The sequence below is a fragment of the Paenibacillus sp. FSL L8-0644 genome, from assembly GCF_038008165.1.
Taxonomy (GTDB): Bacteria; Bacillota; Bacilli; order Paenibacillales; family Paenibacillaceae; genus Paenibacillus; species Paenibacillus polymyxa_D.
The window spans coordinates 4197004-4215756 of the sequence record NZ_JBBOYN010000001.1 but is presented as its reverse complement, the minus strand read 5'-3'; the positions used below and the strand labels follow the sequence as shown (position 1 = coordinate 4215756).

The window sequence follows — 18753 nt, the reverse complement described above, 5'->3', positions numbered from 1 at the left end:
CTAGGGACTGAGTAGCGGAGCGTAGACAGATCTACGTGAGCAACGGAAGGCCCGGCTGAATTCAAGATTCGACGTTGAATCCGCTTCTTGATTAGCTTCGTCATGGAAAGACGACTTTTTGAACAACCTCTTTAAGGGCGGGAATCGTCCTTGGGGTGCTTTTGCCTGCACACTTTGGTAAAATAAACATATAAGAACAGGTTGCATACGACGTAGGAGGAAAAAGCATGAGTAGATCTAACGGACGAAACGGTGATGAGCTGCGCCCGATGAAATTGACAGCAGGAGTAAATAAATACGCGGAGGGCTCTGTTTTTATAGAGGTTGGCGAGACGAAAGTCATTTGCACGGCTACTGTAGAAGAACGCGTCCCCCCCTTTATGAAGGGACAAGGAAAAGGCTGGGTAACCGCAGAGTATTCCATGCTTCCGCGTGCGACTCATAGCCGTAATCAGCGTGAAGCTGCGCGTGGCAAGCTGACAGGCCGTACCATGGAAATTCAGCGTCTGATTGGAAGAGCATTGCGTTCGGTGGTCAATTTGCAGGCGCTTGGTGAACGGACGATTACGTTGGATTGTGATGTCATTCAGGCGGACGGCGGAACACGTACAACCTCAATTACAGGTTCTTTCGTAGCGTTGGCGATTGCGGTCAATAAAATTGCTACCCAGCACAAGCTGCCTGTTTTTCCAATTACCGATTTTCTGGCTTCCGTCAGCGTAGGGGTTGTAGGTGAAAAAGCGTTGCTGGATCTGAACTATGAAGAGGATTCCAAGGCCAAAGTGGACATGAATCTTGTCATGACTGGCAGTGGAAAATATGTCGAGCTGCAAGGTACAGGTGAAGAAAGCCCATTTGACCGTAACGAATTGGATCAACTGCTTAGCTTGGGCGAACAAGGGATTCTGCAAATGATTGAGCGCCAAAAAGAAGTACTTGGACCGATTGCTGATAAGATCGGTGCTGGACGTACAGGAGCTGGCGCCTAATGCAGCTGGATGGCCCGGTCGTCATTGTCGCTACGAAAAATAAAGGAAAAGTGCGGGAATTTGCGCATGCTTTTGCGCCGTTTGGCAAGGAAGTCAGAAGCATGTACGATTATCCCGACATTCCTGATGTCGTTGAAGATGGCAAAACCTTTGCCGAAAATGCACTGAAAAAGGCTAAAGCGGTTGGAGATGTGCTCGGATTGCCCGTGCTGGCCGATGATTCAGGCCTCTGCGTGGACTTGCTGGACGGTGCACCGGGGGTATACTCTGCCCGTTATGCTGGAGAAGGTGCCAGCGATCACGAAAACAATATTAAGCTGCTCGACGTTCTGGAATCGAAGCAGCTGGGTGATGATACGGGACAGCCTTTGCTAAGCCCGGCTCAATTCGTCTGTACCTTGATTCTGTATAATCCGCAGACTGGCGAGACGCTGGAATCGACAGGTTCCGTGGAAGGCTGGATTACTACTGAAACCGCCGGCAGCGGCGGGTTTGGGTATGATCCGCTGTTTTATTTGCCAGAGTTTGAGAAGACAATGGCCGAGCTGACGTTGGAACAAAAGCAGGCTATCAGTCACCGAGGGATAGCTCTGCGGGATTTGGCAACAAAGCTGGGTAATCCACAGGCATAGCTTGGTAACAGGGGCGAAATTATCCCCCATTCACATAACGAAAAAGGGCTATCCGTCAGTCATGAGTTGCGGATAGCCTTTTTTGTATTTTTAGCTTATCGAATCGCAACCTTGTAAGTGCGCAACCAGTTATCCACTTGGGCCAAATAGGCAAACAACTGCGGACCCGACATCAGTTGACCAAACCAAGGCAGATTGGTGGATGCCTCCGGTGAGGCGGCAATATCGCGTACCTTTTGCGCATCAATCAGCTTGAGCAGTGGGGAAGAGGAGTCATCCAGCAGCTGCAGCGCCTGCTTTTTCACAGCCTCAAGGTAGGAAGGGTTATGCGTTTTTGGATATGGGCTTTTTTTGCGATACAGCACATCATCCGGCAGTACACCCTCAAGCGCCTTGCGCAAAATACCTTTTTCACGTCCGCCTGTCATCTTAATGCTCCACGGAATGTTCCATACATATTGCACCAATCGATGATCGCAATACGGTACCCGCACTTCGAGTCCGGCTCCCATACTCATCCGATCCTTGCGGTCCAGCAGAGTAGGCATAAAGCGGGTGATGTTCAAATAGGACATAACGCGCATTTGTGCAGCTTTTCCTGTTTCTCCTGGTAGCTTCGGCACTTCTCCTACCGCTTCGGAGTAGCGGTCGTTCAAATACTCCAGCGGCTTGATCCAGTCCCGCACTTCGGGAGACAACAGACTGGCTCTCATGTCGGGTGCAACTGCCCACGGGAATGTACCCGAATTCAGCATATCCTCCCGGTGGAACCATGGATATCCGCCAAAAACTTCATCCGCAGCCTCGCCGGAAATAGCGACCGTAGCCCCTTTTTTAATCTCCCGGCAAAAGAGATACAGCGACGAATCCACGTCCGCCATTCCGGGTAAATCCCGCGTTAGCGTGGAGTTGTTCAGAGCTGCTACGACTTCTGGCGTATCGAATTCAATCCAGTGATGATTTGTCCCTAATTCATCCACCATCCGCTGAATCCAGGGGGCATCGGCTCCTGGTTGAAACGCATGGGCTTTAAAATGCTTGTCGTTATCCACATAATCGACCGAATACGTATGAACTTGTCCCTGCCCGGTACGTTTGTAATAATCGACAGCTAATGCGGATAGAGCGCTTGAATCCAACCCGCCAGACAATAAGGTGCACACCGGAACATCCGAAATGAGCTGCCGCTCCACCGTATCCAGCAACAGTTCTCGTACCTTAAGCGCCGTTTCTTCGGTGTTATCCTCATGCGCAATGCTTTCCAGTGTCCAGTAGGCTTGAATGCGCACGCCGTCGCGGCTGTAAGTTAGCGTATGCCCGGGGCGTAGCTCCTTCATAGACGAATAGACGCCGTGTCCGGGGGTACGTGCAGGCCCGATGATAAAAATTTCGGCCAATCCCTCGGCGTCCACTGCTGCTTCTACCGCTGGATGCTGAAGCAGTGCTTTGGGTTCTGAGCCAAATACGAATACTTCTTCGGTCTGGCTATAAAATAGCGGCTTCACTCCCAGCCGATCCCGTGCCAGAAATACCTGCTCCCGCTCACTATCCCAGACTGCAAACGCAAAAATGCCGTTTAACCGATCCACACATTCGGGGCCCCATTCGATATAGGATTCGAGCAGCACCTCCGTGTCGCATTGTGTACGGAAAAAATGCCCGCGCTGTTGCAGCTCTTTTTTCAGCTCAGGCGCGTTATATATTTCCCCGTTATATACAATCGTATAAGTGATATCCTCCAGCTGCCGGATCATGGGTTGAGCGCCATTTTCCGGGTCCATAACGCTCAGTCTTCGGTGTCCGAAGGCACACGGATTGGATATCCAGGTACCCGCAGCATCTGGTCCGCGATCGGAGAGCGTTTGTGCCATATTCAGCAGCAGCTCAGATTGATGCATTAAGTCTCCGTTCCACTGTATGAAACCTGTAATTCCGCACATGTCTGTTCATCCTCTCTTTGTCGTGTTCATCCAGTGTTGGAATGAATCAAAAACTAAATCCCCAGTTCAACAGTATATATGCCGAAAAGAAGCATAAAATGTCTGTCCGTTCCGAAAACTACTGATGGGGCAACCCGTCTACTCGCAAGGAAGGAGGAAGACCATGTACTACATCAAGGATGCCAAAATCCGCCGCTTCACTGAACTTGACGGAGTGCGTTGCGCTGAGGTAGAGGTGCGGCCTGGTGCCGCGGATGACCCGGAACTGCTGGTCTATATCACGGCCAAGGATCAGACGGATGGTCAGCATGACTACGACATGGTACGGATCATCCGCAATGACGCCGATCTGGAGCTGGATTGGTACGACAATAACCTGCATTCGGCATTTGAGGAAGTGACAGACAAGGCTTTTACCGATTCTACACACATTACTGCTGGTGAGGAGCGAGAGAAGTTCAAAAAAGAATTGCTCTCGTATGGGCAACTCAGTACAGAGTTCGCCAAGGAGTTCGGGGCATGAGGATATGGTGTGCTATGCCTCGGCTTTTGTTGATTTGGGCCCCGGCGCCATCGCCGGATCAGCGTGAAAGGAGGGGGAAATCATAGACGGCAAAGCGAATTATAAGAAAAATAAAGGCAGCAGTTATATTCACAACAATGAGTTTGCAGAAGAAGTACTGGAGAAAAACGTAAGACATGAGGTGCGTAGAAGTCCTAAACGCTTTGGGAATAAATAAGCAGCCATAGCCATCGAACTAAATAGCAACAGCAACTCATCAAAAATAACCCTAAAGAAGCCTCTGTATCCCGCCAAGTTTGCGGAATATAGGAGGCTTCTTTTGAACTAAGCCGCTTCACGCAGCGTCATAATTCCTTTGTAGATGTTATACACAAAAACCCCGAGATAGACCACTACGAATAGCAGTACAAACCCGATCACTGAACCTGCATGATTCGCCGTTATAATAAAATACACTAGCGGAATCGCCGCAATAATGGGGAAAATATGCGATAAAATAGCTTTTTTTGCATGTCCCTGAACATATTCGTCCCGTACTGCAATCCACACAATGACAGGCACTAGAAAAGGTGCGAAGAAAATGCTGAAATAACAAAGTGACGACAAAAGACCTCTCACGGATTAACCCCTCCTTTATGCATGGTTCTTTGTACATAATACCCCGTTAGCGTCCAAATGATTCCTTTGCAGCCAGCTTCCCTACATCATGAAAAAAATGCTTTTGACAGTTGCTCGAAATGTGATATAATAATCAATGCGCTGAATACATAAAGTTTTATTGATCACCATCTTGTCCCAGTAGCTCAGCTGGATAGAGCAACGGCCTTCTAAGCCGTCGGTCGGGGGTTCGAATCCCTCCTGGGACGTCGAAGCGTTCAGATATGTAAAGTTTGAACGAAATTAAAATGCTTCAAATCCTTGATATATAAGGGTTTGGGGCGTTTTTTCTTTTATTGGGGTTACGATAGAAAACGTTAGAATAAGGTGTGATTAATACACCTGTTTACACAAATTATACACACGATTTTTACACGCTATATAAACTAATACCCCTATATTGTAGCACGCCTGTTGAATAACCACAAAATGGCAGAAAAAAGATCGTCTTTTCTGCAGAATCGTTGGTACCATCCAAACGAATCCGAAAGAAGACGAACTTATGAGAAATTCTATCACGATTACATCTATCCTTCAATCCATGCTGACTCCTGAAGAAGTTCAAAGGGTTGTGAAGTTAATAGGTTATGAAGACAAAGCCCGCAAGTTTACGGTGTACCATTTACTCCAATACTGGTGCATGGCTGCGTTGGAACAATGGGGTAGCTATCGATCCATTGGGCTCCTTATCACGGAGAGCGTGGAGGTATTAAACTTCATGTCGCTTTACGAGCAGAAAATGGGCAACCCCTTCAGGGGGGCGAAACAGATCAATAAGGCTTGATGGCAGATTGAAGTCTTCTTTCGTTGGATCAAGCAACATTTGAATATTCCAACGCTGTTGGGCATGACTGAAAATGCGGTCTATGGGCAATTATTCTGTGCTCTAATCGTCTATGTCCTGCTCAATTGGCTATTTGTTGCTGCTCAGACTTCATGGCCCCAACATGCCGTTCTTTCCTTTGCGCGATTTTCTCGTCTATTTCTTCTTCAAAACTACCTGTTGAATGGCTGATTCAGATTCAGCGCGTTCTTCTTCAGTGCACCTCTTGTTTCATGAATTGAGTTACTTATTTTGGTTATTCAACAGGCGTGACAGAATCTAAAAGTATCTATAATCATAAAAGATTTATTCCACTTTTAGATAAGGATTGAGAAGACCATTTCAGCTAACTGCGGCTTTAGTTTAATAACAATCTTCCATAAAAGAGCGCGATTCTATAATAAGGATCAGTTCGTTTTCATTAAAGGGCCATATTATATCTTTTAATTTAAGTGAAACTGCCTAAAAAGTATGTTAATATCAGATTTAACAGACAGACAAACTGGTATTTATAGAGGCGAAATTATGAAAAAATATAGAATATATCAAGTAGACTCATTTACAAAAAATAGATTTCATGGTAACCCTGCTGGGGTTGTTCCAAATGCAAATGGACTTACAGATGAGCAGATGCAGAGAATTGCAAGAGAATTAAATAATTCGGAAACTGCATTTATTTTTGAAACAGATTCTTCAAATTATGATGTTGAAGTAAGATTTTTTACTCCAACAACAGAGGTTCCAATTTGTGGTCATGCAACAGTAGCAGCGCATTATATTTATGCAATTGAGAGAAAAGCTGAAACTGGAAGAATTATTCAAAAAACAAAAGCAGGTATATTGCCTGTTGATGTTATAAAGTATAAAGATGACTATTCTATTGTAATGACACAGGGAGAACCTTCTGTATCAGAGCCTTTAAATGAAGAAATAAGAAGTCAGATTGCAAATGCGTTAGGTATTTCTTGTAAAGATATTTGCATGGAATATCCAGTTGCAATATCTTCAACAGGTCATTCTAAGGTAATGGTTCCGATTTACTCCAATGAAATACTACATAGTTTAAAACCTGATTTGCAGAAGCTTACAGAAATCAGCAAGCATATTGGATGTAATGGATATTATGTTTTTACATTAAATCCACAAGAGGATATATTGGTTCACGGAAGAATGTTTGCTCCTGCAATTGGAATAGCTGAAGACCCGGTGACAGGAAATGCAAACGGACCGCTTGGAGCCTATTTGGTACACTATAACATTTTGCAAAATGAGAATGAGCAGTCTTTTGATTTTGATATTTTACAAGGTGAGGCAATCAAAAGAGAGGGAACAATGCATGTTCATGTGAAAAAGGAACAGGGAAAACCCGTATTAGTTCAAATTACGGGGAAAGCGGTTATTGCTTTTTCAACGGAGATCATACTTTAAAAAAGTTATCAATAAGCTTAATGACGGATTGTCAAGCCAAGTACAAACCAATAACACCAATGTCCCAGCAAGTACTCCTGGGACGTATAGCAAAGCTTCCTACATGTAGGAAGCTTTTTTGTGTTTTAGTGGGATGATAGACGCCCTTTTTATACCGTTGCCTTCTCCTTATGAGCAAAGAATTGAGGCAGATGCTCTTTGTGTGCTTCTAGTAATTCATCCAGCACGGTTTGAGCAATGTCCCCGCTTGGTACGAGCGGATTCAGGGTGAAGGCTTGCAGTGCGGTTGCATAGTCACCGGTGACCGCCGCTTCTATCGTCAGCTCTTCCATTGCCTTCATCACTTGCAGCAAGCCCCGCTGTGCAGGTGGAAATTTGCCAAAGTTGACAGGTTCGGCACCATGAGCGCGAATGACACTGGTCACTTCGATGGCGCTATCATAGGGAACATCATCAATCGCACCATTGTTACGTGTACTAACCACCATCAATGTGCCTTTGTTGTTATAAATGGAATTAATGATCTCACAGGCTGCATCGCTGTAATGCGCACCGCCGCGTTTGGATAGTTCCTCTGGTTTGTAATCCAGATTCGGATCTTTATACAATTCAAACAGACTTTCTTCCAGACGTTTGACCACTTGGCCCCGAGTTCCTTCGTTTTTGGCTTCCTCTAATTCTTCCTTGAGCATGTTATCCGTCATATAGTAATACCGATGGTAAGGACAAGGCAGCATTTTCAATTGACGAACTTGATCATACAGAAAGCGCATGTTCTTAATATTTTCTACGACTTTCTCTGGCTTTGCGCCCGGAGCGTACAGTCCTTCAATAACTTGCTCTGTTAATTCGACCCCTGTTTTGTCATAAACTTTGTGCCAATGAAGGTGGTTAATGCCTGCAAATTTAAAGAATAGCTCTTCTTCCGGTTTGTCCAGCACAGCCGATGCACTCTTGATCGCGCCGATTGGAACATTACATAATCCGATGACTTTATCCCACTGACCATAACGAAGCACGGCTTCGGTGACCATACCCGCAGGGTTGGTAAAATTAATTAACCATGCATTCGGACACAGTTCTTTCATATCTTCGACGATACTGAGGATAACAGGGATGGTACGAAAAGCTTTGAACATCCCACCGGCCCCATTAGTTTCCTGACCGATTATGCCGTGCTTTAACGGAATACTTTCATCCTTAATCCGCGCTTCCAGCAAGCCTACCCGAAATTGGGTCGTTACAAAATCAGCGTCCTTCAACGCTTCCCGGCGATCCAGGGTCAAATGTACCTCACAATCAATGCCTGCGGCTTTTACCATCCGTTTGGCCATGGCGCCTACGATCTCCAGTTTTTCACGACCTGCCTCAATATCTACCAGCCACAATTCCCGAATGGGAAGCTCTGCATAACGTTTGATGAAGCCTTCTACTAGTTCTGGTGTATAGCTGGAGCCTCCGCCAATGGTTGCAATCTTTATGCCTTTTTTCATAGTTAGTGCCTCCTAAGTATGTTTTGTAAACCGCTTTCTTAAGCACAAATTCACTGTAATCCCTGTAATGCATTACAGGTCAAGCGCTTTTAAAAAACTTATTTTGGGAAGGTGACAATTATAGGGCGGACACTACGAACATGCTAAACACGAACATGCTAAAATAGAAAGAATGAGGTGAGAAAAATGGCGAATATTCATGAAATTGCAAAGCTGGCGGGGGTATCCTCGGCTACGGTGTCCCGTGTCATTAACAACCATCCGTACGTAAGTGAACCGACAAGACAGCGTGTGCAGGAGGTCATAGATCGACTGGATTATGTTCCTAATCTCAATGCGGTATCTTTAAAAAAAGGGATGACCAAGCTCATAGGGATTATTTCACTTTCTTTTAATGATTCATTGGGTTTATTTGTGCGCGGATTTACAATGTATGCCCAGGAGCATGGCTTTAATATAGCGCTGTTTATTACCAATGGGGAGAAGGAACAGGAGCTTGAAGCGCTGGAAATGTTGCGGAGAAAGCAACTGGACGCTTTGGTCTGTATGATTCGCGTTAATGAGTGGAGTGTGATTGAGCATTATACAAAATATGGTCCGATTGTGACCTGGCAGCGTGTAAACATTGAGGCAATCCCGTCTGTATTTATGGATCAGTATCAGGGCTATACGCTGGCATTGGAACATTTGTACACCCGAGGATATCGGAAAATTGTGAATGTGTACGGCAGCATGCGGGGGTTAAATACAAAAGAACGCATTCGAGCTTATCATGACTTTTGCGAAAAATATGATTTGGACGCTGAGGCCTTCCCGCATTTTTATGATTTAAATTCAATAGAAGCTGGTGAACAAATAGCTCATTGGTGGGCAGAACGAGCACCAACAGACAGGCCGGACGCCTTCGCCTGTTCTACCGATTATTTGGCAGCAGGTCTTTTGACTGAAGCGCGTAGGCTAGGTGTTTCTGTACCGAGTGATTTTGCAGTAGTAGGCTTTGATAACACCGAAATCTCGCATTTGCTTGATTTAACTACGATTCATTACCCGATAGACAAGCAAGCTGAGAATGCGTTCATTATGATTCGAAATGCCCTCGAAGGGCTGGAAGAAACGATACATCATCTGGAATTCAAATTAGTAGAGCGAGCGACCACCTGAATTCTGAAAGGGTTGTGTATCAAAGCTTCTCAATGAAAATGATGGAGGTGTTCACCCATCCATTGTTACAAATATTTAAATGCTAATGAATATATGAATTAATGTGGTATTTTCACCTTTTTAAGGGGTACTAATAATGTGGATATTGACTAATGCTCATTGACGTATGTTAAAATTTGGACAATAATTTGAGATGAGATTATAAAAATTTGGTATTTTTATATGAAAGGTGGTTATGACTTGGGACATACACCTACGATCTTAGATAAGTTTGAGAATTTTTTAAAACAAAACAATTTGACTTTGGCGCAATTTTCCGAACATTCAGGTGTTCATCAAAGAACACTTAATAATTGGATTACTAAGCATCGTCCTGTTGCTATACATCAGTTGGATCGAATCACGCTAGCCATGGGATTACCGGAAGGTTTTTTTTACGAACTATACATAGATAATTATATCATTGAGCGTTCCCCAGATTGGCGGCGAATTGAGCCGTTGTTATTTCGCTGTGCGGAACTGGACAAGTTACATGCGATCCAGCTTGTAGTGGCCCATATCATGGACAACCTCCTTTATTCCCCGAAGCTATTCGATGCGGCAGAAAAGTTATTCGCACAAGGTCAGCGTAATGCTGCTTTGTTACTCTATGAGGGGATTGCGGAAGGCGAGAAGTACCAGCACTCTGAACGCTTGGCTATCTGTCAGTATCGTCTGTTTACGATTCAGGTAGGGAACGATCAGATCCGAAATCTCAAGGCGGCTACTCGATTTGAGCCCTTTGTCGAACGTCTGGATGAAATAGATCAACTTGATGCGTTGAAGGATCTAGCGAATGTGTATCGTTCATTACACGAGTGGGATATGCTTTATGAAACAGCTCAAAAAATGAGACATAAAGCGGAAATTTATTATTCTATGAAACAACGGCAGAAGAAGCAAAAGAGTGAGGAGTCTTATATGAGGCTAAGTCGTCCCATATTTGTTTACATTACCTATGCTGATTTACTGTGTGCTAGTGTCTGTGAAGCCCAAGGCAATTATCAGCAAGCTTTACAGTTTACATACGCCTACGCAAATTTAGATTGGGTGATTGAGACGGACGAGGAAACCCGACACTGGATCAACTTGTTCGAGCATTGGGCAGTAGGTAATATCTTTGTAAATAAACTTCTGTCTGGGGATACCAGTGTGCTTCCAGATTATGTTGAATATATTGTAGCCACATCAATTACTAACGAAGATGAAAAGCTCTCAAAGCTGTTGAACATTATAATAGCGGCTAACCGATATGCAATAGATGTTGATGATGTACTCTCACGTTTTGAAGTGGAGTTTAATTCTTTTGATCCAGCATCTACTGATATGTACACACATCAAGTCGTACCAGAACACATAACGCTTTTTAAATATGAACTTGCTAAATATTACTTGAATAGAGGTAGCTACTCGCATGGCTTTAAATACTTGCTAGACGTTTTATCTAAATCATTAACCATTAATAAAGAAGCTTTTTTCATTAGGTGCATAAGACTATTTGAGAAGTTTAAAGCGTTTGCAGATGTTAAGGCTCATATGAAGTACGAAAGTTTAGTGAGCGAAGGGCAAAGAGAAAGATCGTTTTATTATTGGTAGTAGTATCCTTTTATTCATGTAGGATTAAAATCCTGTATGTAAATATTATTAATAGAAACTAGAGCCTCTGCTCCACTTTATTAGTGGAAACGGAGGTTTTTTGCATATTTTAGGGACGCCCTTATTTATGAAAACTTTTGTGATATTCTCTTTTTGTTAGGCGCATCATCCGAAAAACCAAAAAACGTCTTTTTATTCTAAAATGTGACATAGAGGAGGGGATCATACTGATGAACCAAGGTGTGACTTTACTTCGTGTCGAGAGAGCTAGGAGGAAACTGTACCAAGTCCAGAAAAAGTATGGATTTTTAACACACCCCAAAGTAATTGAGCAATCTAAAAGGTTGGATTACCTGTTGAATCATTACCAAACATGCAGATCGAATCATTAAGCTCTGGTGTATTACATGTTGCGTAATACATGATTCCAAAAACTAAAACTTGGAGGTAGTGATGTTGAATCATCGAAATTCTGTAACCCCTTTTGGATGGGAGATCAAGCAAAAACTGCTCGAGAAAAGAATGGATCAGAAAACTTTTTGTAGTACATATCATATTCCAGCTTCCAGATTGTCAAATCTCATTCATGGGACACGCAAGGCTACAAGATACAGAAAACAAGTATCCGAATTGCTCGGAATTGAAGAATAATGTATTATTTCTATTTTTGAAACGACTCTGTCTGAACATAAGTATTAATTAAAAGCGACTTATGCCATCGTGTTTCTTTTGAGATAAATAAAAATAGGATAATTCCGAATAAGATCATAAACATAATCAGTTCTACGATCGTATCGGTTATAATACTGGTCTTATATAAAGTCTCGACAACCTAAGAAGACGATCTGATTAATCATATCGTCTTCTGCTGGGTATGAAACGAGAAATTATTTAGTCAATCGAAACAATTTGCTATGATCCATACATCCCTCGATTTTTGATGCCTAGCACTACCTTTTTCTTTAATTCCTTGACCGTACCTCTAACCTGCTTTGTCTGTGTCACGGCTGAAATCACCGCTACACCATCTGCACCTGCACGTGCGACTTCCTCAACACGGTCGACTGTAATACCTCCGATCCCAACAATTGGCACATCAATTCCCGCTTTACGCATCTCATATAAAATTGCTGGCCCATGTACAGCATGGGCATCATCCTTCGAGAGGGTGGGATAGATTGGCCCGACGCCGAGATAATCAGCACCTTGCAGAATGGCTCGACGTGCTTCCTCAATGGTATGGGCAGAGACGCCTAGAATTCGATTTCCGATTCGCTCGCGGACGGTTTCGGCAGATTCATCGTCCTGACCGATGTGAACACCGTCAGCATCGATTTCAAGAGCCAGCTCCACATCGTCATTGATGATGAAGGGGACACCATCGTGGCGGCACAGTTCCTGTAGCTGGCGCGCGAGTTCGAACATAGGAACGCCCGTTAACGCGCCGAGACCCTTTTCCCGGAACTGGACCATGGTTGCCCCGCCAGCCAGAGCCTCCTGCACGACCCAGCCTGGTTCCGCTAGGCAATTCACGCTTCCAAGCACCAGGTACATCTGTAGCTGGCGGCGCACCACCTCTGACAATATTCTGCCGCTCATAGAAGCATCTCCTGACGACGGCGGAAGGCCCAATGATTGGTGGGACCATGTCCCTGTCCAAGCTGTAAAGGTTCCTCAATAGCTGCCTGGATGAAGGCTTTACCATTCGAGATAGCCTTCGGTACAGACATCCCTTTCCCTAATTCCGCGGTAATCGCTGCCGAGAAAGTGCACCCTGTTCCGTGTGTATGGACAGTCCGTACTCGCTTGCCGCTCAGCTCTATAAAGGCGGTTCCGTCAAAAAGCAGGTCAACAATCTGTCCGCTGCTCTCGCTCTCGTCAGCGTGGCCACCCTTGATCACAACGAATTTTGGTCCCAGACTGCTAATATGTCTCGCAGCCTCGCGGCGATCCTCCATCGTATGGATACTGATCCCTGTCAGGGCTTCCGCCTCCGGGATATTCGGTGTAACGACCAGGGCCAAGGGGAGCAGTTCGTCCTTCAAAGCCTGCACCGCTTCCAATTGCAGCAGTTCAGCGCCCCCCTTCGCAATCATCACGGGATCGACGACGACTTTTTTCCAGCCGAACTTTCGGATCTGCTCGCTCACAAGACGGATGATGCCCGCATTAAACAGCATGCCAGTCTTCAGGGCATCCACTCCAATGTCTGATCCTACAGCTTCGATCTGTTCCGCTGTTGCTTCCTGTGGCAGTGGATATACGCCGTGAACCCCCAAGGTGTTCTGTACAGTAATGGCCGTAATAGCTGACATGCCGTATACGCCAAGCTCTTGAAAGGTTTTGAGATCGGCTTGAATTCCGGCCCCGCCGCCACTGTCCGAGCCGGCAATCGTCAGTGCTCTGGGTACACGAGTGTCTGTCATCGCGCACCACCTGCTGTAGTTGTTCCAGCTTCACGGATCGTGACATGCCCCTCTAGCGAACCAGTATGTAGTTTGGCGAGCTCGTCAAGAAAGGCAATCTGGAAGCTACCTGGCCCCAGCTCTACGGTACGTGCTGCGGCTTGGGAAGCTGCTGCACCGTAAAATGCCAAGCCTGCTGTACCTGCGAGCAGCAGGTTGGGTTCAACAGCCGCAAAGGCACCTAACACAGAAGTCAGAAGGCAGCCTGCTCCGGTTACCTTCGTGAGCAGCGCGTCTCCGCCGCTAATCATTCGTGCTTCGGCCCCATCGGTGATGACGTCTTCTTTTCCAGTGATGACAACCATTGTATTGAGCGCTCGAGCAGCACGAATTGCCAGATCGACATGGCCGCTGTCAGCACTGTCACCAGCATCTACGCCTTTAATCTCACGCGCTTCTCCGACAAGATGGGCAACTTCGGCTGCGTTGCCCCGTACCAATGAGATTTTGACTTCACTCAGGATTCGCAGTGCCGATTCAGTTCTAAAGCTTGTTGCTCCCGCACCGACCGGATCTAGCAGGACCGGAACACCGTGTGCATTCGCCGATTGTCCAGCAATGATCATGGCATCCACCAGTTCGCGGTTCAGCGTACCGATGTTTAACACGACGGCGCCTGCTATTTTTGCCATATCTGCTACTTCCTCGGGTGCATAGGCCATCACCGGGGAGGCGCCCAATGCATACAGGCCGTTAGCCGTAAAGTTGGTGACTACCACATTAGTCATATTGTGAACGAGGGGTTTGCTGTTTTGTACCTTCGTCAGGAGATCCGAATAACTTTTTTCCCATGTACTCATAATGTTTATCCTCTCTATAGTTGGTGGTTAAACAGGGCATTCACCGTACTTCACGCAGCGAATCGCCAGGCTGACTATTCCAAGACCCTGTCTGCATCTGGACTGGCCATTCTTCCTGCTTATAAGCCATGTCCCAGAACTTATATTCCAGCTGGCAGCTCAGTATAAAATGCTCAATCATCCGCTCCCGCTCAGCAGCCGTTGCTTCTTCCGTCCAAGCATCCACACGTTCTCGGAACTTGAGTGTTGTACCATCAAGCTGGTCTCCATAAAAGCCAATCCATTCGTAGAACGGATGGGACTCATCCGGCTTTACTTCATCCAGCAGCCTGCGACCAATCTCGGCATACGTCCACATACATGGCAGCAGCACAGCCAAGATCTCGCCCAGGCTGCCCTCATGCGCAACCGTCAGCATGTGACGGATATAGTGATGAGCCGACGGAGCGAGTGGATATCCCTGCAACTCTTCATAGGTCACCCCTGCGACAGCACAAAAATTTTGATGCGGATGAACCTCGCTGTGGAGAATAAAAGAGATTTGTTCATTAAATACAGCCATGTCCTCCCGATTCGTGCATTTGGAGATTGCGATGCCGTATATCCGCATGTAGGCGTTCAAATATTCAAAGTCCTGTTTTACATAGTGAATCAGCTGTTCCCTTGTCAAAGTTCCCTCGGCAATACCTCTCACAAAGGGATGCTCAAAAATCGCTTGAAAAATGCCGTCCGCCTGCCGACGGAGTTCTTCTGTAAAACTCAATTTCCCCACCTCCATCAAATTGAAGAGCAAGAAGTCCTGTAAGAATATAATTCCGGAACAACGCTAAAAAGCCGCCCCAGAAAAATGGAGCGGCTTCAACAATAGGCCCAATACGCAAAAAACGCTTGAAACCTTATATACGAAGGCTCCACTTTCCTACGCTAGTACGAACTAGATCAGGTTCGAAGGGTCCAAGATACGTTCTTGTCTCAGCCATAGCGGCTCCCCTAGTGGACTTCTATTCTTTTGACTATTACTGTACATACGTTCATACGCTATGTCAAACATGTCTATCTGGTCAAGGGCCAAACGACAGAGCTGAAGTTCGCTTCCGAAAGGACAAAAGGCGCTGGAGAAGATCAGTTCCATCTACACGAAGGAATTCGCGGCAGGCTCCAATGTCTAAATAATCAGTATTTATACCAATAGAGAAATCAGTACTGGGAGTGTAACGAGGGATATGACAGCACTGATGACAAAGGAGGAGGCAGTTTCTGATTCCAGGCTTTCAAAACGGGTAGCGATCATAGCAGCGACTGCTGAACCCGGGAAGGAAACGAGCAGAACTGCCTTCACAGTATCGGCAGACGACAGACCGCACAGGTAGGCAATCAGCAGCATTAATAAAGGCTGCACAATTGTTTTTAACAGTGCGATGGCAAAGGCGCTTACGCTAAAACTTATGTTACGTACGCCAATGGTTACACCGACCGCGAATAAGGCTGCCCCGGACGTAATATCACCAATTTGATTCAACGATTTGTTCAACAAATCCGGTGAATGGAAGCCGAACAAGGTCAAAATTACACCAACCAGTGGAACCAGCGCCAGCGGTTCTTTTAAGCCGTGAAGAATGGAGTCCCGGATCAGTCTTCCAAGGTGACCGTTTCGTTCCTTGCCTGAATTCCTGCTGGCTACGGTAGCTATAATGGTAGCCGCCGGGTCAAGGACGGCATTGACTACGATCCCGGTAAGCGCAATCGGAATGGCGACAGCAGAGGAGCCGTAGATGGCTCCAAGCACCGGAATGCCCATAAAAGCAAAGGTCGGCTGTGCCGAGTTCAAAGCAAACATGGCGGCATCCTTCACCGACTGCTTCCCCGCAAAGCGGGACAGTAGAAGGAGAACGGTAAAAAAGCCGACAATGCCAATGAACAAGGCCAGAAGGAATGGCCATTGCTCGATGAGCGCTTTCCTGTCCGTTGTCGTAATACCGATGAATAGATGCGCAGGTAGTGCAAATTTGGTAACGAGCGCATTTAGGGTCTTGGAGGAAGAGGCATCAAAGCTTTTGTAATGCCCCGCTAACCACCCTAAAATAATAACGAAAAAAATCGGCACCAAAATGTACAAGATATGTCCGACACTCATAGATTGATTCTCCTTGCTTGAACTGACGTATTCTGCCTGTCTGAACAAGGCAATCCCTTTCCTAAATGGAGCATTAGTGAGGGTGATGAATTACACTTTCCACTGCTTTGACCTTGACATATTCCGGTTTCCACATTGCATCCCGTATAGCTTGTTCAACATTTGAAATGTGTGCTTGAGCTACCTGATCCTGAATCGCTGCTTTCGCTACCGCAACCGCAACAACGTACGAAACTTCGCGTAATTTTCGGATATGAGGGAGAAGCGCACCGCCAGGCTTATTCGAATCTACGCCATTAGCAACGGCATCTGCTGCGGCTGTAAACATCGCAGGGGTAATCCTTTTGGCTTTAACCACAATCGCACCCAGACCCAGTCCCGGGAACACAAAGGCATTGTTCGCCTGTCCAATTTCAAATTTCGTACCGTTATAGGTGACGGGGTCAAAGGGGCTTCCGGTAGCAATTAATGCCTTGCCATCGGTCCACCGTATTAGATCCTCAGGTACAGCTTCTGCAAGATTTGTAGGATTGGACATGGGCATAATGATCGGGCGTTCTACATGCTTCGCCATCTCTTTGATGATCTCTTCAGAAAAGGCACCTGCTACTCCAGAAGTTCCGATTAATAGGGTAGGCTTCACCTGACGGATGACCTCCAGCAGTGGTATTTTGCCGTCCTCCGACCGCGTCCATGAGCTGACTTCCTCTTTTTTACGTACATACGGTTTCTGATATTCCAGTACATCTTCCATATCGTCCGTTAACAGCCCACGGTAATCAAAGGCCCAAAAGGACTTGAATGAATCTTCCGCGGAAAGGCCGTCCTCGATCATAGCGCCCCGAATTTGGTCAGCGTTACCGATCCCTGCTGCCCCTGGGCCGAAGACAAGTACCTTTTGCTCACGCAGCGGAGTCTTGGTGACACCCACCGCCGAAAGAATTGCAGCCAAGGTCACCGCTCCTGTACCTTGTATATCATCGTTGAAGGTGAGTATACTTTGACCGTATTTTCCTATAATATGGCGTGCATTTACGCTACCCACATCTTCCCAATGTAAAAGCGCCTTCGGGAATTGCGCTAACGTTTTGCTGATAAAAGTATCAATAAACTGGTTATAGGCTTCTCCGCGAACCCGTTTATGGCGGTTTCCGATGTACAGTGGATCATTCAGCAGCTTTTCATTATTCGTACCTACATCCAGTACAATTGGCAGCACCCGCCCGGGATGAATGCCTGCCGCAGCTGTATACACTGCAAGTTTGCCAATAGCAATGTTAATCCCCCCGACACCCCAGTCTCCGATGCCCAAAATACTTTCGGAATCCGTCACGACGATCAAATCCACATCTTCACCACTCAAACCAGAATTATAGAATGCTTGTTCAATGCCGTTCGGGTTATCTATCGACAAATATACGCCTCCAGGGCGGTTGTACTCGTGACTATATTCTTGAATCGCGGTTCCTACGGTCGGCGTGTAGACTACGGGCAGCATTTCACTTAAATGGTCAGTTAGCAGTCGGTAGTAGAGTACGACATTTCGATTATGAAGGTCGTTGAGAGAAGCATTTTTACGCAGCATGGTGGGTTGTGCCAGAAACTGCTGATATGCCCGTACGCTCTGCTTCTCTAATGAAAGGACGGTGGGAGGAAGGATTCCTTCCAAACCCAGTTCTTTGCGTTCTTCTTCTGTAAAAGCGACACCTTTGTTCAAAAGGGGATTTGCCAACACATCCTTTCCCCGCAATGGAGTAGATAATGACCCATCGCGATTGACATAAAAAGCTTCCATAGAAAGACCTTCTTTCTTTTCATTTTCATGATTATTCATGACGAAAGATGACATGTTGTCCATAGTATGGACGTGCGAATCTGTTTTATTCGTCTATCTTTCTATGACAAAATAACCATATTCATTTCTTCCTGTTGATCTAAAAGAACCAATTTTAGATATAGATCGGCTAACTAATTCTGATGATTTTGGTTCTAATGGATCAGGTCTAAATACTCTGCTTTTATCAAATATGAAAATCAGTTTTTCTTCTCTTATATTCTTATATATCATGTGGT

General features: G+C 45.8%; 18 protein-coding genes, 1 tRNA gene and 1 riboswitch. Of the genes, 10 read left to right on the top strand and 9 right to left on the bottom strand.

Annotated features, from left to right (window positions below):
- Nucleotides 1-227: 227 nt before the first annotated feature.
- A complete protein-coding gene (gene rph, locus NSS94_RS19090) occupies nucleotides 228-989 on the top strand; it encodes a ribonuclease PH (protein WP_013311675.1) in 762 nt (253 codons plus the stop codon).
- Nucleotides 989-1621, top strand: a complete 633-nt coding sequence (locus tag NSS94_RS19085; protein WP_069011039.1) for an XTP/dITP diphosphatase — start codon at nucleotides 989-991, stop codon at nucleotides 1619-1621. The genes rph and NSS94_RS19085 overlap by 1 nt, the downstream gene beginning before the upstream one ends.
- Before the next feature lie 95 nt (nucleotides 1622-1716).
- Here the strand turns inward: NSS94_RS19085 and asnB are convergent, their stop codons facing one another.
- Complete coding sequence (asnB, locus tag NSS94_RS19080) at nucleotides 1717-3561, bottom strand: asparagine synthase (glutamine-hydrolyzing) (protein ID WP_341039910.1); 1845 nt, start codon at nucleotides 3559-3561, stop codon at nucleotides 1717-1719.
- Nucleotides 3562-3724: 163 nt separating this feature from the next.
- Here asnB and NSS94_RS19075 point away from each other — a divergent pair, with 163 nt between their 5' ends.
- A complete protein-coding gene (locus NSS94_RS19075) occupies nucleotides 3725-4084 on the top strand; it encodes a hypothetical protein (protein WP_013311672.1) in 360 nt (119 codons plus the stop codon).
- 324 nt (nucleotides 4085-4408) lie between these two features.
- On the opposite strand, the gene NSS94_RS19070 is transcribed toward NSS94_RS19075, so the two are convergent.
- Complete coding sequence (locus NSS94_RS19070) at nucleotides 4409-4702, bottom strand: DUF4870 domain-containing protein (RefSeq protein WP_016324668.1); 294 nt, start codon at nucleotides 4700-4702, stop codon at nucleotides 4409-4411.
- A gap of 174 nt (nucleotides 4703-4876) precedes the next feature.
- On the opposite strand from NSS94_RS19070, the gene NSS94_RS19065 reads away from it, so the two are divergent.
- The 3 genes from NSS94_RS19065 to NSS94_RS19055 all read left to right on the top strand — a co-directional run bounded on the left by NSS94_RS19065 (nucleotide 4877) and on the right by NSS94_RS19055 (nucleotide 6992).
- Nucleotides 4877-4950, top strand: a tRNA-Arg gene (locus tag NSS94_RS19065).
- Nucleotides 4951-5243: 293 nt separating this feature from the next.
- The gene (locus NSS94_RS19060; RefSeq protein WP_341039909.1) at nucleotides 5244-5525 is read left to right on the top strand and encodes a hypothetical protein; all 282 of its coding nucleotides are present in this window, start codon (nucleotides 5244-5246) and stop codon (nucleotides 5523-5525) included.
- A gap of 564 nt (nucleotides 5526-6089) precedes the next feature.
- Nucleotides 6090-6992: a PhzF family isomerase gene (locus NSS94_RS19055; RefSeq protein WP_341039907.1), complete on the top strand. Its 903-nt coding sequence runs from the start codon at nucleotides 6090-6092 to the stop codon at nucleotides 6990-6992.
- A 149-nt stretch (nucleotides 6993-7141) separates the two neighbouring features.
- Here the strand turns inward: NSS94_RS19055 and NSS94_RS19050 are convergent, their stop codons facing one another.
- A complete protein-coding gene (locus NSS94_RS19050; protein WP_318628046.1) occupies nucleotides 7142-8485 on the bottom strand; it encodes a 6-phospho-beta-glucosidase in 1344 nt (447 codons plus the stop codon).
- A gap of 186 nt (nucleotides 8486-8671) precedes the next feature.
- On the opposite strand from NSS94_RS19050, the gene NSS94_RS19045 reads away from it, so the two are divergent.
- The 4 genes from NSS94_RS19045 (at nucleotide 8672) to NSS94_RS19030 (ending at nucleotide 11932) form a co-directional block, all read left to right on the top strand.
- A complete protein-coding gene (locus NSS94_RS19045; protein ID WP_318628047.1) occupies nucleotides 8672-9646 on the top strand; it encodes a LacI family DNA-binding transcriptional regulator in 975 nt (324 codons plus the stop codon).
- Between the two features lie 222 nt (nucleotides 9647-9868).
- A complete protein-coding gene (locus NSS94_RS19040; RefSeq protein ID WP_069011043.1) occupies nucleotides 9869-11281 on the top strand; it encodes a helix-turn-helix domain-containing protein in 1413 nt (470 codons plus the stop codon).
- A 230-nt stretch (nucleotides 11282-11511) separates the two neighbouring features.
- Nucleotides 11512-11673, top strand: coding sequence for an aspartyl-phosphate phosphatase Spo0E family protein (locus tag NSS94_RS19035; protein ID WP_176715706.1), 162 nt, complete (start codon nucleotides 11512-11514; stop codon nucleotides 11671-11673).
- Between the two features lie 61 nt (nucleotides 11674-11734).
- Nucleotides 11735-11932 (top strand): XRE family transcriptional regulator, encoded by a 198-nt coding sequence (locus NSS94_RS19030; protein ID WP_370682681.1) that lies wholly within the window; start codon nucleotides 11735-11737, stop codon nucleotides 11930-11932.
- Between the two features lie 261 nt (nucleotides 11933-12193).
- On the opposite strand, the gene thiE is transcribed toward NSS94_RS19030, so the two are convergent.
- From thiE to NSS94_RS19000, 6 genes are all read right to left on the bottom strand, one after another.
- Nucleotides 12194-12880 (bottom strand): thiamine phosphate synthase, encoded by a 687-nt coding sequence (gene thiE, locus NSS94_RS19025; RefSeq protein WP_341039906.1) that lies wholly within the window; start codon nucleotides 12878-12880, stop codon nucleotides 12194-12196.
- A complete protein-coding gene (thiD, locus tag NSS94_RS19020) occupies nucleotides 12877-13707 on the bottom strand; it encodes a bifunctional hydroxymethylpyrimidine kinase/phosphomethylpyrimidine kinase (RefSeq protein WP_341039905.1) in 831 nt (276 codons plus the stop codon). The genes thiE and thiD overlap by 4 nt, the downstream gene beginning before the upstream one ends.
- Nucleotides 13704-14546: a hydroxyethylthiazole kinase gene (gene thiM / locus NSS94_RS19015; RefSeq protein ID WP_341039904.1), complete on the bottom strand. Its 843-nt coding sequence runs from the start codon at nucleotides 14544-14546 to the stop codon at nucleotides 13704-13706. Before thiM ends, thiD begins: the two co-directional genes overlap by 4 nt.
- A gap of 40 nt (nucleotides 14547-14586) precedes the next feature.
- Complete coding sequence (gene tenA, locus NSS94_RS19010; protein WP_341039903.1) at nucleotides 14587-15309, bottom strand: thiaminase II; 723 nt, start codon at nucleotides 15307-15309, stop codon at nucleotides 14587-14589.
- 136 nt (nucleotides 15310-15445) lie between these two features.
- A riboswitch (TPP riboswitch) is annotated at nucleotides 15446-15548 on the bottom strand.
- Between the two features lie 178 nt (nucleotides 15549-15726).
- A complete protein-coding gene (locus NSS94_RS19005) occupies nucleotides 15727-16680 on the bottom strand; it encodes an AEC family transporter (RefSeq protein ID WP_341039902.1) in 954 nt (317 codons plus the stop codon).
- 73 nt (nucleotides 16681-16753) lie between these two features.
- Complete coding sequence (locus tag NSS94_RS19000) at nucleotides 16754-18475, bottom strand: NAD-dependent malic enzyme (protein ID WP_341040421.1); 1722 nt, start codon at nucleotides 18473-18475, stop codon at nucleotides 16754-16756.
- Nucleotides 18476-18753: the final 278 nt, after the last annotated feature.

Excerpts from the sequence above, each read along its gene's own strand:
- rph (WP_013311675.1), top strand. The coding sequence starts at position 228 with ATGAGTAGATCTAACGGACGAAACGGTGATGAGCTGCGCCCGATGAAA.
- NSS94_RS19085 (WP_069011039.1), top strand. The coding sequence starts at position 989 with ATGCAGCTGGATGGCCCGGTCGTCATTGTCGCTACGAAAAATAAAGGA.
- asnB (WP_341039910.1), bottom strand. The coding sequence starts at position 3,561 with ATGTGCGGAATTACAGGTTTCATACAGTGGAACGGAGACTTAATGCAT.
- NSS94_RS19075 (WP_013311672.1), top strand. The coding sequence starts at position 3,725 with ATGTACTACATCAAGGATGCCAAAATCCGCCGCTTCACTGAACTTGAC.
- NSS94_RS19060 (WP_341039909.1), top strand. The coding sequence starts at position 5,244 with ATGAGAAATTCTATCACGATTACATCTATCCTTCAATCCATGCTGACT.
- NSS94_RS19055 (WP_341039907.1), top strand. The coding sequence starts at position 6,090 with ATGAAAAAATATAGAATATATCAAGTAGACTCATTTACAAAAAATAGA.
- NSS94_RS19050 (WP_318628046.1), bottom strand. The coding sequence starts at position 8,485 with ATGAAAAAAGGCATAAAGATTGCAACCATTGGCGGAGGCTCCAGCTAT.
- NSS94_RS19045 (WP_318628047.1), top strand. The coding sequence starts at position 8,672 with ATGGCGAATATTCATGAAATTGCAAAGCTGGCGGGGGTATCCTCGGCT.
- NSS94_RS19040 (WP_069011043.1), top strand. The coding sequence starts at position 9,869 with ATGAAAGGTGGTTATGACTTGGGACATACACCTACGATCTTAGATAAG.
- NSS94_RS19035 (WP_176715706.1), top strand. The coding sequence starts at position 11,512 with ATGAACCAAGGTGTGACTTTACTTCGTGTCGAGAGAGCTAGGAGGAAA.
- NSS94_RS19030 (WP_370682681.1), top strand. The coding sequence starts at position 11,735 with ATGTTGAATCATCGAAATTCTGTAACCCCTTTTGGATGGGAGATCAAG.
- thiE (WP_341039906.1), bottom strand. The coding sequence starts at position 12,880 with ATGAGCGGCAGAATATTGTCAGAGGTGGTGCGCCGCCAGCTACAGATG.
- thiD (WP_341039905.1), bottom strand. The coding sequence starts at position 13,707 with ATGACAGACACTCGTGTACCCAGAGCACTGACGATTGCCGGCTCGGAC.
- thiM (WP_341039904.1), bottom strand. The coding sequence starts at position 14,546 with ATGAGTACATGGGAAAAAAGTTATTCGGATCTCCTGACGAAGGTACAA.
- NSS94_RS19005 (WP_341039902.1), bottom strand. The coding sequence starts at position 16,680 with ATGAGTGTCGGACATATCTTGTACATTTTGGTGCCGATTTTTTTCGTT.
- NSS94_RS19000 (WP_341040421.1), bottom strand. The coding sequence starts at position 18,475 with ATGGAAGCTTTTTATGTCAATCGCGATGGGTCATTATCTACTCCATTG.